The 15621-nt window shown below is 44.3% G+C and carries 9 protein-coding genes, 4 pseudogenes and 1 riboswitch; of the genes and pseudogenes, 10 read left to right on the top strand and 3 right to left on the bottom strand.

Going from position 1 to position 15621, the window contains the following annotated elements:
* Positions 1–215: 215 nt before the first annotated feature.
* The 7 genes and pseudogenes from DNL43_RS11830 to DNL43_RS11800 all read left to right on the top strand — a co-directional run.
* Positions 216–686, top strand: a pseudogene (locus DNL43_RS11830) (ISLre2 family transposase); the annotation flags it as partial.
* Positions 687–767: 81 nt separating this feature from the next.
* Positions 768–952, top strand: a riboswitch (cobalamin riboswitch).
* Between the two features lie 201 nt (positions 953–1153).
* On the top strand, positions 1154–3499 hold the full coding sequence (locus DNL43_RS11825) for a DUF5776 domain-containing protein (protein ID WP_095345016.1): 2346 nt from the start codon (positions 1154–1156) through the stop codon (positions 3497–3499).
* 87 nt (positions 3500–3586) lie between these two features.
* Entirely contained in the window at positions 3587–4633 is a 1047-nt protein-coding gene (locus tag DNL43_RS11820; protein ID WP_095345017.1) for a prenyltransferase/squalene oxidase repeat-containing protein, read from the top strand.
* Positions 4634–4667: 34 nt separating this feature from the next.
* Positions 4668–5417, top strand: a complete 750-nt coding sequence (locus tag DNL43_RS11815) for a DUF4430 domain-containing protein (protein ID WP_095345018.1) — start codon at positions 4668–4670, stop codon at positions 5415–5417.
* A 256-nt stretch (positions 5418–5673) separates the two neighbouring features.
* Complete coding sequence (locus DNL43_RS11810; RefSeq protein ID WP_095345019.1) at positions 5674–5997, top strand: hypothetical protein; 324 nt, start codon at positions 5674–5676, stop codon at positions 5995–5997.
* 131 nt (positions 5998–6128) lie between these two features.
* Positions 6129–6904, top strand: a protein-coding gene (locus DNL43_RS11805) for an IS5-like element ISLpl3 family transposase (RefSeq protein ID WP_086989537.1) whose coding sequence is annotated in 2 segments (ribosomal slippage) — positions 6129–6453 and positions 6453–6904 — 777 coding nt in all. Because the reading frame shifts where the segments join, the coding sequence is not laid out codon by codon here.
* A 35-nt stretch (positions 6905–6939) separates the two neighbouring features.
* A pseudogene (locus tag DNL43_RS11800) lies at positions 6940–8144 on the top strand (ISL3 family transposase).
* A 72-nt stretch (positions 8145–8216) separates the two neighbouring features.
* Here DNL43_RS11800 and DNL43_RS11790 read toward each other — a convergent pair.
* Entirely contained in the window at positions 8217–8798 is a 582-nt protein-coding gene (locus tag DNL43_RS11790; protein WP_054769832.1) for a recombinase family protein, read from the bottom strand.
* Positions 8799–8976: 178 nt separating this feature from the next.
* On the opposite strand from DNL43_RS11790, the gene DNL43_RS11785 reads away from it, so the two are divergent.
* Complete coding sequence (locus tag DNL43_RS11785; RefSeq protein ID WP_095345039.1) at positions 8977–11982, top strand: Tn3 family transposase; 3006 nt, start codon at positions 8977–8979, stop codon at positions 11980–11982.
* A 252-nt stretch (positions 11983–12234) separates the two neighbouring features.
* Here the strand turns inward: DNL43_RS11785 and DNL43_RS11780 are convergent, their stop codons facing one another.
* Positions 12235–14199, bottom strand: a complete 1965-nt coding sequence (locus tag DNL43_RS11780) for a PTS sugar transporter subunit IIA (RefSeq protein ID WP_095345038.1) — start codon at positions 14197–14199, stop codon at positions 12235–12237.
* A 198-nt stretch (positions 14200–14397) separates the two neighbouring features.
* Here DNL43_RS11780 and DNL43_RS11775 point away from each other — a divergent pair, with 198 nt between their 5' ends.
* Positions 14398–15201, top strand: coding sequence for an AraC family transcriptional regulator (locus tag DNL43_RS11775; RefSeq protein WP_095345037.1), 804 nt, complete (start codon positions 14398–14400; stop codon positions 15199–15201).
* A 30-nt stretch (positions 15202–15231) separates the two neighbouring features.
* On the opposite strand, the pseudogene DNL43_RS11770 reads toward DNL43_RS11775, so the two are convergent.
* A pseudogene (locus DNL43_RS11770) lies at positions 15232–15444 on the bottom strand (transposase); the annotation flags it as partial.
* A gap of 66 nt (positions 15445–15510) precedes the next feature.
* On the opposite strand from DNL43_RS11770, the pseudogene DNL43_RS12255 reads away from it, so the two are divergent.
* Positions 15511–15621 (top strand): annotated as a pseudogene (locus tag DNL43_RS12255) (IS5/IS1182 family transposase); the annotation flags it as partial.

The raw sequence follows: 15621 nt of genomic DNA, 5'->3' as shown, positions 1-15621 counted from the left end.
GTTGCCAAGGGTGGTAAACGGCATATCTTGTGTGGTGGCTAGTATTATTTTGAGGCGTTTTTAAATGGTGAAATTTGCGAACTGATTTATCACCTTTTGGATATTATGTACAGCCTTTTTACACCATTTTTACACTAAATTTACCGTGACCTGCTAAGCTGTCATTTATACGGGTTCATCCGAACAAGCGAGGTGGTTAACACGTAAATAACTTTCTGAAAATCATTGAAAGCAATCTGGTTGATGAGCTGAATACGCCAGAAAATCATGAAAACCTAAAGCGGCTGCGCAGCTATCTTCATCGTCGCTGGGTGGATATTAAGCCGTTTAAGATGCGTCATTTGTCAGTAATTAAGGCAATTGGCTGCTGTGAGAGCAATCACCGTAAATATACTTATCGCGTCAAAGGGCAAGGAAAATACTGGTCAGAAGATGGTGCCGAAGGAATTCTGCGTGTACTGACTTGTATCAAAAACAATGAGCTGGAATACTGGCTTAGCAGTGAGTTTGCAGGTGGACAGCTCGATATTGGTGATCAGGAAGAATTGAAAGGTGCAGTTCGTGCCAGCCTAAGAAAGACGCATGAAGCTCGTCTAGGCATTCATCATGGTGCAATCGAAAGCTTAACAGCAGGTCATAGCTATTTGGATGATTTCGGCAGAAAATTAAGTCAAATAAATATTTAAGAAATTAAGGTCAGACTAATGATTAATAGCCTACCGCAAAAATATTGACACTTACGGACTTCGTAGCCCCATTCTAAACAAACGCGCGCCATGCTATAATGATTAATGCTAAAAAGTATAATGAACCGGAAAAAGGTGAAAAGCCTTTACAGCCCCTTCGCTACTGTAAGATTGACTGAAATGTCGCAACTCACTGGCTAAAGCTGGGAAGAAGACATTTGGGGATGAGATCAAGTCAGGAGACGCTTATTATACTGATTGCAAAGTTTCTTAGGGTCGACTTTGTCAATTAATAATAAACTTTCCGGGATTAGTCTGCCCAAAAATGTCGGACGTTAGTTATTAATGATAGAAGATGGCTCTAGCTAGGGTACTAGCTAGGCTTTTTTTGTGTTGCAGAAAGTCTAACCAGTCCAGCATTAATAGCGGTTAACGACCGTTAAATTTGTTTTGGGGAGCGTTCAGTAGTGAAAAGAAAACAATTTCTATATTGGCTTTCAATTGTATTAGGGATTTTTCTGATATTTTTCAGTGGTGGTAATTCATCCAGGGCTGATACAGCATCAGACGTCAATTCGGCAATTTCCACTGGGTTAACGGAGATCGCGCAACAAGGGTCCCAAATTGATGCTTGGGATGCCACATGTTTAGTGTTTGGGGACAACGGCATTACTGATTTGCAGGCTCAATATGCTTACAAATCAATTCTTAAGAATAACGACTTTCTCAGTGGTGGCAGTCAAGGGTTAAACGGGATCTCTGATGTTTCTGCCGTCAATGGTTTGGTGGCAATCGGCAAAGATCCAACTAATGTGAATGGTAAGAATTTAGTTGCTGACATTGTAAAGGATGCAAATAATCCTGCCAGTGATTATTCAATTGTTAATGATTTGGAAGCTTTGAGTACTGGTAGTTATGGTCAGGCAAGCGAAACTGCCCGAACTTCTTTAACCAAGAAGTTAATTGGGATGCAAGATCAAAAAACAGGTTTGTGGAACGGGTTTGATAAAGTTGATTATACCGCTCGGGCAATATTAGCATTATCGATGAATACGAATCAACCAGGGACTGCAGACGCTTTAAACACGGCAGTTAAAGCGGTAAGTAATCATCTTTATCAAGAAAATGGCGGATTTGCTGATAGTAGTAACACAATGTTTGGCGCTGAGAATGCCTACGATGATGTAACAATGACTAATGCCCTTGCCTCTGCCGGCGTAAATGTTTATGTACCATTAAAGGGGAAAACTGATTATGTTGCCCCTGTTCAAAGAGTTCTCGATCAACATCCGGTTTCCGCTGGGAATTCCGCAATGCTGATTCAACAGGCAACCTGGACATTTGAACAGGCCCGATTCACCAGAAATGGTGGTAAAGGATCCATCTTCGCTTTCAATCAAGCGGATGCGGCGAAACCTGGTGAGATTGTCAGTATAAAGGCGGCCGCAATTACCAAAAAGCAGTCAATCATCAATGATCCTCAGGCAACGGCCGCTACCAAGAGTGACGCCCTTAACCTGGTAGATCAAATACTAGCGACGTATGTTTCGAAGTTAAGCGCTGATTCAACCAGCAGTGCTGCAATCGCCGATCGAGCAGCTGGGGTTACGGCTTTTAATCATGTAACCGTTTCTCATGCCGCACCAGCAACGCCCGTAACGCCACCAACTGTTACGAACAATAACGTAACGGTTGTCAACAATCCGGCCAGCTCTTCCAGTGCATCGAGTTCATCATCAGCAACATCCACTTCTTCATCTAGTAGTGTGCCAATAAGTACGCCGACTGTTTCCGGGAAGCCTGTTAAAAAAGCAAGTCATCGTTCCATCGTATATGCACTGACAACTGTCAAACTATATAGAAGTTCGAACTTTACTAAATCGAATCTGACGAAGACCTACAAGAAACGTGCCCGGATTAACCGCCCAATGTTCCTGGTTATCAGCCAGCAAACGAACAAACAGGGCCATGCGATCTATCGAGTAAAGGACACGAATTCAGGCAAAACCGGTTATACGCTTTTTGGTTCAAAGTATTTTGCCCACGCCTACTATTCCGCAAAGGTGACCCGCATTAAAGTCATCAATCCTAAGGGAATCAACGAGTATGGTAAGGTTAACTTAACGAGCAAGAAGCGCCACGTTAAAAAGAATGCGTCATTAAGCGTCAGAAAAGTTGTTAACTATGGGCGTTCCAACCGGATGCAACTTACAAATGGCCGCTACATCACTGCTAACAAGAAGCTCATCTTGGCTACTAAGATCAAGAAGAGCTCCCAAAATACTCGTCCAAGCACACCTACGGCCACAACCACAGGGACGTCAACGAGTACCCCACCGACTAACTCAGGGTCAACAGCGACTACGACAACGACGACAAACTCTAAGCCGACGGCAACGACGGGGACAGCCACAGGGACAACCACAACTACTAATAATTCACCTAGTGCCACGCCAACTTTGCCAGTGGCACCCACAAATCCTGTTACGCCATCAAACGATGCTAAAACCATCACAACCACTATTAGTATTCATGCCGATGGGGCGACCATCGCAAGTGGCAGTATCAAGGTTAACAGTGGGGCCAGCGCATTGGATGCCTTGCAGGCATTTGCCCAGCAACAAGGATTGGCTTTAACTTATACAGGATCGGGGGCTACTGCATACGTTACCGGAATTAATGGTTACAATGCTGGGCCAGCCGGGACAATGACTGGATGGCTTTATTCAGTTAATGGCACCGAACCTAGTTCATCGATGGGTGTTTATACTTTGAAAGATGGCGATTCAATTTCGATGACCTACAATAAGTAATTCTTCATCTAACAATCAAATATCAAAATGGTTGGGGGAAAATGAGGCCCCAGCCACTTTTATGCATTATCTAAGGAGATCACAACTATGAATAAATATATAAAATCAGTCTTGACTTCTGCAACTTTGGTTATCGCCGCTTTGACGCTCTCAACAACTACCAACGCTGCATCAATTAGGAAGGCTAGTACCGGCACCATTCACAGCAGCATTGCCCGTACTTATTCCTATGCCAAAAAGATGATTAAAGAAAATAAGACCGGACTTTCCGGTCAAAGCAGTTCTATTTTTAGTAAGAAACTCAATCCTGATACTGGTGCGACTGCGGGGTACTCTGACTTTCTGTTAGGGCTCAAGGGAAACGGTTATAAATTTAATACCAAGGAAAAAACGTTGCTGCGAAAAAACTTGGTAATCAAAAAGACAACCCCTGCTGGAACAATGGCCAATGCCGTGATGGCCGTTCAGGCGATGGGGCTCAACGCTAGAGATTATAAGCCATATGGCCACAAAAAGGGAATCAATCTGGTAACCAAGTTGTACCGGACAAGTGTTTCCAAACAAACGACAAGTGCCCAGGCACAAGTGCTGATTGCCATTTCGATGAGCTCAAAGTTCAAGCAGCCAAAGGGAGCGAAGTTTAGCAAAGCAAGCTTGAGTGCTCGGCTATTGAAAGCTCAATTAAATAATCACGGTTGGACGTATAATAACCAACAAGGAGTTAGGGATGCCGACACGACCAGCATGGTTCTAACCGGTCTGGCTCGAGGAAAGGTTAATACAACTAACGTCAAGGACAGCTTGCTGAAGGGGCAAAAATTTCTTACTGGTATTGTGCAGCCCAGTGGTGCATTTGGCTACACGTTTAATGGCAAAACAACGCCAAATGCCAATTCAACCGCTGAAGCAATTATTGCCCTATCAAATGATTTTGGCATGAAGAAATATGTGAATAACACGGCGATGAAAACAAGTCAAACTAGGACGCCGCTTTATGCAATGCTGACCTATGTCAATAAATCCGGTTCAATTAAAAACGCAGCTACTCAGCTCTATGGTGTCGGTCAGGTAAATTTAGCGGTTGCCGCTTATAAAGCTGCTTTAAAGAATCGTTCAGTTTACACGATTAATTAATCGCCAAATTTTGAGTGAGAGGTGACAAAACAATATGAAAAAAGCAATTGGCTTCATTCTTGCGTTCATTCTCACAATTGGAATCGCTTTTGGTGCCCAACAGGTGATTTCATCGAGAGACGCAGCCCCTAAGCCGACAACTTCTAAACAAGTGACTTCTTCAAGTTCAAGTTCGACCAGTTCAAGTCATCTTAAACAGCCAAGTCACCAGCAAAAAGCAAAGGGTGCAAGCAAAGCAAAACCAAAAGCAGATAGGCGGGCTCAAAAAACAGCCAACAAGCCCCAAACTGCTAGTTCTCAATCAAGCACAAGCCCTAATCGGACAACCGGATCCAGTGCAAAGGCAAGTCCTAACAAGGTCGCTAAAACTAAGCGGTCAAATGCCCCTAAATCTGATAAGCTGGGTAAAATTAACCACAAAGCAGAAACCAAGGTGTTTCAGGATACGCATCATGCGGCTAAAAAGTCGTCTAATGCTAAGAATACAATTCAAATCCATTTAACGATTGATGGATACAAAAAAGTTTTCTATTCGAAGCGGATGCGCGTTAAAAAGGGCGCCAACGCGTTTTCAATTTTAAAGCAAACGAACCTGAAGTTTAGTTATATTCCGGGCCCCTCCGTTTACGTGAACGGCATTAACGGCCTCAAGGAAAATGACGTTAAGGCCGGTTCCGGTTGGATGTTCAGTGTTAACAAGAAATTTATTGACCATGCTGCAAACTTAACGAAGCTTAAGAGTGGGGACAACGTTCGTTGGTACTTTACAACGGAGGGATATTAACTGATTAGATCCCGCTAATATTGATTCAAACAAAGCGACTGCTGCCAAAGGGAGGGATATATTCCTTTGGCGGTGGCCGCTTTTAATGATTATTCTCTTTTAGAGCTTTCTCCAAAAAATGCCGAAAAATTTTGGACAATTCTCCAAACATAAATGGCGAAAAAGAGGTTATATTCCTTTGATAAGGGATCACTCGATAATCCGGGGGAATTTTTGAGTGGTAACCAAGCTATTTTTCTAGAGGGAGTTGTTTTTTATGAATAAATTGAATCAATTACTAATAATTGCAGCGGCTTCAGTGGGGGCTTCATTTTTATTATTGACAGGGGTTCTAATGCCAGCTTTTGCTGCCACCAGCCCCACTTCCACGACCCAAACATCACCGATCACAACTATTGCCACTCAAGACCAAGCAGAGGACAATAACAGCGGCACCCTTGACGGAGGTGTCACTTGGCAAATTGCGAACGATAACTTGACGATTAGTGGTGGAACCATTGGGTCTAGAATTTTTGGTGTTGGAAAGTATTTCCATTCCAAAAGTACTAGGCCCTTTTTGATAACAAAAAAAGGCATCTAAGCCTCCCTAGTGCTATGCTTTAAGCGACGAAACTCAAGATAAGCGGGGTAGGAATAGATGTCTCAACTAGGGACTGTCTGAAAACTAAAAATTCAGGTATAATCTGAGGAAAAACGAATCGAGGCATTCCGATGACAACACCTAAACGATACGAACTGGAAGATGCTCAGTGGGACCGAATCAAAGGATACTTCCCGCCATACCGGACTGGCCGTCCATCAAGCCTAGACAACCGTACCGCCCTCAACGCTATCCTCTGGCTCATGCGCAGCGGGGCTCCTTGGCGTGATCTACCTGAACGCTATGGCTCTTGGAAAACGGTGTATAGTCGCTTCCGAGCCTGGGTAAGTTCAGGCTTGTTCGAACAGGTTTTTCTCGAATTGATTGACGATCCCGACATGGAAAACTTGAGCTTAGATTCAACGATCGTTCGAGCGCATCAAAAGGCCACTGGGGCAAAAAAAACGCCGAATGTATGGTCGAAAATCAAGCTATTGGACTAAGTCGAGGTGGCCGAACGACCAAGATTCACGCACTCGTTGACGGATTAGGGAATCCCTTGGGTTTTCGCCTAACAGGTGGTCAAGTACATGATAGCCAAGTTGCCAGTGAGTTGCTGGAAGGCTTCGATATTTCTCAATCAAATATTATCGCGGATAAAGCCTATGGCACCGCGAAACTTCGCCAGTATATTGAAGATAAAGCAGGCGTCTATACCATTCCGCCAAAGGAAAATACCAAAGACAAGTGGACCTGTGATTACCACGTTTATTGTGAGCGCCATTTGATTGAGAACTTCTTCAATCAGTTGAAGAACTTTCGTAGGATTGCAACGCGTTATGATAAGCTCGCTCATGTTTATCTGGCTACGGTTTACATTGCCTCAATTTGCATCTTACTTAAGTAGTTTTCAGACGGACCCTAGATAATCCACTTAAATTACTGGGAATTACAGACACAAACATTCAGGTGTTCGGTACTCGTGAGGAATTTCATGGTCGGGGCTCGGGTCGCAAAAAGTATTTGGTCATCCAGGCAGAGCTTACCTACACACTCAGGCGCTGTCCCAGCTGTGGATACAATACGTTGCACCCTAACGGACACAAGCTCACTCATGTCCACATTGCAGGACCCATGGACCGGCCCGTAATTCTAGAGCTAAACAAGCAACGCTGGCGTTGTAGTAACTGCCATAGCACTTGTACGGCCACCACTCCAGTGGTATCAACCAACCACGCCATCGGTCACGGACTAGCGACTCATGTGCTGAAGCTAGCCAGTAAATCACTCCCGGCTAAGACCATCGCCAGTCTCACCGGTATTTCGACAAACTCAGTTCAGCGTATTTTGACGGCTAATATTCATCCACACGCGAGCCGCCGGTTACCGATTAATCTATGCTTTGATGAATTCCGTTCCACGCACGGCTCCATGTCGTTTATTTGCATTAACGCCGACACTCACAAATCAGTTAAAGTACTTAGCGACCGCCTTAATAGAACCATCAAACAGTTCTTTCTTAGTCAGTACAGCACCGCAGAACGGGCCGCGGTTCAACGCGTCATCATGGACATGAACGCCTCCTATCAGGCATTCGTGCACGAACTATTCCCTAACGCCGAACTCATTATTGATCGGTTCCACATTATTCAATTAATGGGCCGGACGATGGATACCATTCGCACTCAATGTTTAAAGCAACTCGACAAGCATTCGCGGGAATATAAAGTACTGAAATCACTATGGTGCCTATTCCACAAGGCCAACCCTGACGCACAAAAGAGCCGCTACCTCTTCGGCCTGAATGAGTACTCGACCGAACAGAACGCTATTGATATTGGAACCGATACGTTTCCGACCTTCAAAACAGCTTATGAAACCTACATCGATCTCCACGATGCTTTGATGGGGCGTCACGCTGATGAACTCAAGAATATCATCACTAACTATCAGCCTAACGGCACGCCCCTAGATCCGGCCATGCATACCCTACGAAAGAATCTTAATGGAGTAACGCCGCCAAATCGTCCTACTCTAACGGACCGATAGAGGGCATCAACCGTAAGATCAAGGAGCTCAAACGTGCTTGTTATGGCTTCTCCAATCAAACCAATATGTTCACACGCGTCTACCAGCTGATTGCCTAGATTATGGGGTCAATGGAACATCCATACGAAAAGTAGCGGTAGGAAGACGAATTAGTGAAGTATGAATTATGCTTACTGTTCGTCTTTTCGTTTGAGCTTTTTTAGTTTGAGCCGGTTTACTTCGCGATAAAAAGTGCCAGCCGAAATCTGATTGGTGGCCAAAATTTCTTTCACCGAATACTCGTTACTCCGGTACATCCGGATGGCAATCTTGAGTTTTTCCTGGGGAACTCGCGGCCGGCCAACCGTGACCCCGCGTCGACGACTAGCCGCAATCCCCTCCTTGACCCGATCGGCCAGCAAATTACGTTCTAATTCAGCAATCACACTCATCATTTGTAACATCGCCCGACCGGTGGGGGTGGCGGTGTCCATATTTTCTTTTAAGGAAACAAACTTTACTTGTTTTTGGTGCAGGAGTTGAATGAGATTTAAAATATCGAGGGTCTGTCGTCCCAACCGGGAAATACTTTCCACCACCACGACATCGTTGGCCCGAATGAGCTGGAGTAATTGATCAAGACCGGGCCGTTGGCGCTTGGTCCCTGTAAATTTTTCTTGGATAATTTTTTCGGCTCCATAAGCCTGCAGCTGATCGACCTGTCGATTTAAGTTTTGATCATCTTTGGAAACCCGTGCATAGCCAATAATCATTAAGAAACGCCTCCACTTTTAATTGATTTGCCAAAAAAAGCTATCTTTTGGCAATGGTTTATTATAAACTTTTTGAGAATGAGTTTTTAAAAACTCGTAAGCCCGTTAATTCAATACATAGAAATTATAACGGGTTCATTCCAAAAACTATAGTTTTTTTAAAACTTTGGAGGCTTATATGAATCAAGTTAACCAAATCCCAACCAATGTGAAAGGCCTAGGCAACTTTGCCGGCGCTCCCTCAACTGATCAATTGCGGTTATATTTTCAACTGACGGATTTTGACCGCGACTTAATTAAGGAAATGCGTTCGGCAGCTACCCAGTTGGGATTTGCCGTTCAGCTAGGGTCAGTCCGCTTTCTCGGCACCTTTCCAAATGATCTCCAACAAGTGCCCCAAGCCGTCATTGATTATCTAGCTTCACAGCTGTCACTCTCGGCACTGTCATTCACACAATATACACGACGCATGACGATTAGCCAACATCAGAATCTGATCCGGCAACGATATCATTATTGTAACTTCACGGATCCAACGATCAACCAATCCTTAACGGCATGGCTGCTAAAGCGGGCCAAGTACACAAATGAAACCAATCAATTACTGTCTGACATGTTACTGAAGAAGTGTTTAGATGAAAAAATCCTGTTGCCAGGAATCACGACTTTTGAACGGTTTGTCAGCCAAACCATTGAATTAGCCGCTGATCAAACTGACCAAGCGATTGCCGCAATCCCAACGGTAAGGGAAGTTCACCAACTAAGGAATCTATTAACGGCCGTCGAAACGCCCGTGTATGGGGCCACCATTCGCCTGGACGTCTTGCGAAAGCCGTTAATGGACGAAAGTCGAAAGGAAATTCAACGTGGTTTTCAGCGGCTACGACAATTTGGACAATTCCCAACGGAGACCTGGCAATTAGCTACGATTCCGGAAGGTAAACTCAAACAACTCGCCAAGTATGCCTTTAACGCCAAGGCCAGTTTGATTAAGCGGATGAATCCAACGCGCCAAACGGCTCTATTAGTCGCTTTTGTTTACGAGTATCGTAAGCGGGCCATGGATGAACAACTACTAGCGCTTTCCCGCTTTTATGAAACGCTGTTTAAACGTGCTAAGAATAAAGAAACTAAGGAACGGATGCGCACTTTAAAAGATTTAGATCAGGCGGCGCTCACTTTGGCGAAAATTGTGGGCTTAGTCTTGGACGATACCATTGACCAGCAAGCTCTACGACCAACAATCCTGCGACAATATGGGCCAGATAATATTCAGTCAGCCGTCACCCAAGTGAATCAACTGGTTCATAATGATGAAGAACCGATCGCCATTGAAGAATTGTTAACGGCTTACCGTAAATTCAGAAAGTTTATTCCTGATATTTTAGCGACCATTACCTTTGCCGGTACCCACTACGGTCAAGATAGTTTAACGGTTTGGCGGTTAATTGAGCAGCGCTTTCCCCGGCCAATTACCTATTCCATGTTTCAAAGCATCGAAGCTCAGCTCCCGAAAAAATGGCGATATTACATCAATCAGCACCCGAACCTTACCAACCAGTGCGTTTTAATTGCGGGCATCGAGCAATTAATGCATGGCCTCAAACGTCATGATATTTATGTGACCCAAAGTGAGCGCTACACCGATCCGATGGCCTGCCTGATTGATCAAACCACTTGGCAGTCGCAAAAAGCCATCTTAATTCAACAATTAAACTTACCAGAAACCGGTTCGGCGGCCGTTGAAATGCTTGAAACCGACTTAAATCTCTCGTATCAAGAGACGCTTAAGAATTGGCCGGATTCAGCAATGGCTCGGATTGAACAAGTCGGTGGTCACGATAAGATTGTGGTCGCCAAACTACGCAAAACGCGGGAACACAAAGATGAAGCCGCTTTTCGAAATCGCGTCCGGCGATTAATTCCCAAGATTGATTTATCTGATCTCCTGTTAGAAATGAATCAACAGTTACAATTAACCCACTGTTTTACCCATCTAAATGCCGGGGAGACCAAAATGAAGCATGTGGATATCAGTATCTTAGCCGTGCTACTGGCCGAAGCTTGTAATATTGGGCTTTCACCAGTAGCTAAGAAGACGGATCGCAATTTAAAACATGACCGGCTTTTGTACGTTGACCATCAATATCTACGATTAGATACGTTGTCAGCGGCTAACCACCGAATTATTAAGGCGCATCGGCAACTCAAAACGGCCCAAATTTGGGGCGACGGGCAAATGGCCTCGGCAGATGGAATTCGTTATGTCACCCCGCAGCGCTCACTTTATTCGCGCAGCAACCCGAAATATTTTGGCCGCGGTCGAGGAATTACTTTCTACAACTTTGTTTCTGATCAATACATTGGCTTTCATGGTATGGTCGTGGCCGGCACCTTACGTGATTCACTTTATTTGTTGGAAGGCTTTTTAAACCAAACCAGTGATTTAGAACCCCAACAAATCATGACGGATACGGCGGGGTATAGTGATTTAGTTTTTGGCTTGTTTGGCCTCTTAGGCTTTCAATTTAGTCCCCGAATTGCGAACAATCAGGGAACGAAACTCTGGCGTTGTGATCCTCAAGCTGATTATCAAATTCTCAATGGCGTTTCCCAAAATCGGATTAATCGACAATTAATTGCGGATAATTGGGACGATATTCTCCGAGTGGCCGGCTCATTAAAATCGGGGAAAGTCAACGCCACCGAATTAACACAAGCTTTACAGCGAGAAGGTCACCCCACTCAGCTGGGCAAAGCGATTACGGAGTATGGCAAAGTTTACAAGACGAAACATCAACTGCGGTATCTCTCCGATGAGGGCTACGCCCGCCAAATTTTAGAACAGCTCAATAAAGGAGAAGCCCGCCACGCGCTCTGCCGAAATATTTTCTATGGCCGGAAAGGCAAGCTGTATCAAACGTATTTTGACGGCATGGAGGAACAACTAAATGCCCTCAGTTTAGTGACCAATGCGATCATCTATTGGAACACCGTATATATGGAAGCAATTATTGCCAAAATGAAAACGGAGGGCTATCAATGCGATGATGAAATGATCGGCAAACTATCACCATTGATGTTTGAGCATATTAATTTTATCGGTCAGTATACTTTTCAATACGATGAAGCCCTCGCAGATGGCCAATTACGACCATTAGATACCCTTGAGGAAAATAGCTAATGTTCGGTTTTTAAAGCGTACCGCTATTTTTCGTATGAATGTTCCGAGACAATGATGGTTTAGTTCAGTGACAAAAAATCCAAAACGCTGTTAAATCAATGTTTTGGATTTTTTGTTGGGGTTCCTACCGCTACTTTTCGTATGGATGTTCCATTGACCCCATTTAACGCACTAAAGGCCCTCATTCCAGGTTTTGGAATGAGGGCCTTTAGTGCGTTAAATTCTGGGATCAAAACGCCTTTCGTCCCAATCTTATTTCTTCAATTGAGCCTTCACAAGTTCATCACCGTGACTAACGACCTCTTGCTGCGTGTAATCAGTCTGAACAACCTTGTCACCCTGTGTCAGCAAGACAACCACGGTATCTTTGTAGCCTGCCTGCTGAATCTTGTCACGGTTAAATTCCAGCAGTAAGTCACCCTTCTTGAAGGACTGGCCAGAATCAACATGGTTAATGAAGCCTTCGCCACGCATATTCACGGTACCAAGTCCCACATGAATCAAGACTTCCAAACCATCATTCGAGCGTAAACCAATGACGTGCTTGGTGGTAAACAGCATCAGCACTTGGCCATCAAACGGCGCGTATATCTTGCCTTCCGTCGGTTGAATACCGATTCCGTTACCTGGCAAGCCTTTATGGTCATGCTCGTCAACCACATCTGCCAAGTTAACGCACACACCACTAACTGGTGCGGCAACGGCAATTGTAGCAGCCTTGGCGCCAGGCATGGTAACTTCCGTTTGAGCTGTGGTGTTGTCTGCAGCTTGAGCTCCGGAAATTCCTTCAGTCGCTAATTTCTTCTGCAATTCATCAACAATCTCATCATGCTTCTTTTCAGAAATCTTTACCTTAAAGACGTAAATGAACAATGCAGCAACGAGCAGGAACAATGAAATCCAGAAAGCAACCAGTTTGAATAATGAAATGCCTCCGGGTGTCATTGAAGCAGCGGTTGCGGTACCGGTCATCCCGGCAGCAACGGCAACCCAACCAACAATGGCGTTTGAAATCGCACCGGACATCTTGTCCAGCATTGGACGGATGGCCAAGGTAACAGCTTCGTTACGGGTCCCATTTTTAAGTTGACCATATTCAATCGTATCAGTCAACGTCAGAATAACGGCCATGAAAATGAAGCCTTGTGGCACGTAATAAAGGATCATGGCGGTGATAACCATCGGTAAGTCATCAACTGACACAATCAGCAAAATGTAGGCTAAAATCATGCTGCACATGCTGACAGCGTAGATGGTCTTTCTGGTAACCCACTTATTGATGATGGGATACAACGGCGAGGTAAAGAAACCGGCAATTGTCGGGATAAGACCGGCAATCCAGAATAACCCAGGCTTATCCATGACGTACTTGAACATGTAGAACATCAGGCCGGCAGTGGAGGCGTTACCAAATCCATAAATTAGGTATGGAAATGCGGTCCACAGCATTTGATCGTTATGAGCCAAAGCCCAGAACATGTCTTTCAAACTTGTCTTTTGTTTAGTAACGGCACGCAAAGCATTATGTTTTTCATGCGTTCCCAAACCAACCACGAACGAGCAAATGATGCCGACAACGGCGATTAAAATGCCAAATGCCGTCCAGCCGGGTTGCCCTTCGTTGTGTGACCCGGTAAAGACAAACGTAACGTATGTGACAACAGGAACAATAATGATGGTCACAATGTTTTGACCAAATGCACTGAAGTTAGCAGCGGCAGTAAATAATGACCGTTCATGACTATCTTCAGTCAAAGCGGGCACCATGCCCCAATATGAAACATCTCTGAATGAATAAAAGATATCAAAGGTGATAAAGATCGGGATAAACATGATGGTGAACCAAGTTGCACTTATCCGCGATAAGCCAAAGATCCCGGAAAACAGTAATGCCAGTAATAGACTGGATATCGTCCCGGCACCAATCAGCCACGGCTTAAATTTTCCCCAGCGGGTATTGGTATTATCAACAATATTACCAATAATCGGGTCAATGAAAACTTCCACAAGCCGAATAATGAAAATCAATCCGGTAATCATTGCAATGAGCTTGTTGGCTTGTGCTTTTGGAACGCCGGTAAACATGGCCGAGGTAACATAGACCATAAAGTAGGTCCCGAAGGTCATATAAACCGCTGATCCACCTATATTCGCAAACCCAAAGTTGAAAATCGACCAGAATTTTTTCCGGCGATCTTTCTTTTGTACAGCATCCAATTTATAAAACGCCTCCCAGCGTGCCGATATCCGCCAAATAAATGCGGGTTTCGGTATGAAATATTTGAGAAATATTTGCTTACAAAGCAAGTATATAATGTAAGGGCTTTCACCAATGCCAACTTTTTACCCTAAAATACCCAAATTTAACCTAATTTAACCTAGTTATAGTAAAATAAACTAAAAGGGAGTGCTACTATGCGAATTGCATTTAATAAACCTGTGGAAACTATGCCGCTATATTGTGACAGTGTCGGCTATGACTGGAACCAGCCGCCAATTCACCGGCTAAATGGCTATTACGCCTACCATTGGCTGCAGACGCAAAGCGGCAGTGGCGTCATCACGATCGACCACCAAAGCATTTCATTGGAGCCACAACAAGGAATTCTCCTGCGCCCAAGAGTCGCTCATGAATGCCACCCAACTGGGGGAAGTCCCTGGAAAGTATCGTTTTTGACCTTCAACGGCACGCTTTGTCGTTCCCTGGCCGACTTTTTGAAACTTGGTGATTATCTGGTGATCAATCAAGTTTCGCCTGAACTAACAACTTTTATTCCGGAAGTCTTGAATGAATTTAACAACAGCCATCCGATTGCGCTGCTCGATCAATCCGTTCAAATCTATAAGTTTATCATGCTGCTCAAACAAAATAATTTACTAAACAATCACCGCTATCAGGATTCCGCCATCACAACTCCAATTCTCAAATACATTGCAAATCACTACGCCGAACCCATTTCCAATGAAAAGCTTGCCAAAGTTACCAGCTATTCGGTCACCTATCAAAACCGGGTATTTAAACGCTTATACACAATGACTCCGCTTGAGTATCTAACCGATTATCGAATGCGTAAGGCCAAGGAATTGCTGTTAACCAATCCAACTCTGGAAATTCGCGAGGTCGCCGCAAAAGTCGGCTTTCATAATCCATCACACTTCATTGATCAATTTAAAAAGTTTTATCGTACGACCCCCTCCCACTTTCGGAAATTCATTTAAGAAATCCGATTCAATCAAAACGGCATCAACCCAACTACGATAACGACTATAGCTGGTTTTCCATGAACCGTATCGTTCAGGAATATCACGCCAGGTGGCGCCACTTTTTAGCAACCAGAGAACCGCATTAAAAACTTGGCGATTAGGTATTTTAGGTGGGCGTCCGGTTTTATAGGGCGGAAAACGGTCCTCAATCCGGGCCCATTGCTCATCAGTAATTTCATAACGTTTCGGAATTGTCATCGGCGAAAACCTCAATTTGTTTTTTATCAAGATTATACACGATTATTTTGTTTCCAGACAGACCCTAGTTGGGTAGAAAAATGTCGACGACTGTGGAAAAATTGCGAAAGGCAGTTACATACGAGCGCCACGATGATGACCTTAGCCTTTATGTCAGTTCTATTGCGGCGCTTTTAA

It is taken from the genome of Lentilactobacillus kefiri (assembly GCF_009739535.1).
In the GTDB taxonomy this organism is placed as follows: domain Bacteria; phylum Bacillota; class Bacilli; order Lactobacillales; family Lactobacillaceae; genus Lentilactobacillus; species Lentilactobacillus kefiri.
The sequence above is the reverse complement of the archived record's forward strand: the minus strand, read 5'-3'. Positions and strand labels throughout refer to the sequence as shown.

Bases quoted from the DNA above. Each gene is read 5' to 3' on its own strand.
- DNL43_RS11820 (WP_095345017.1), top strand. From the start codon at position 3,587: ATGAATAAATATATAAAATCAGTCTTGACTTCTGCAACTTTGGTTATC.
- DNL43_RS11815 (WP_095345018.1), top strand. From the start codon at position 4,668: ATGAAAAAAGCAATTGGCTTCATTCTTGCGTTCATTCTCACAATTGGA.
- DNL43_RS11810 (WP_095345019.1), top strand. From the start codon at position 5,674: ATGAATAAATTGAATCAATTACTAATAATTGCAGCGGCTTCAGTGGGG.
- DNL43_RS11790 (WP_054769832.1), bottom strand. From the start codon at position 8,798: ATGATTATTGGCTATGCACGGGTTTCCAAAGATGATCAAAACTTAAAT.
- DNL43_RS11785 (WP_095345039.1), top strand. From the start codon at position 8,977: ATGAATCAAGTTAACCAAATCCCAACCAATGTGAAAGGCCTAGGCAAC.
- DNL43_RS11775 (WP_095345037.1), top strand. From the start codon at position 14,398: ATGCGAATTGCATTTAATAAACCTGTGGAAACTATGCCGCTATATTGT.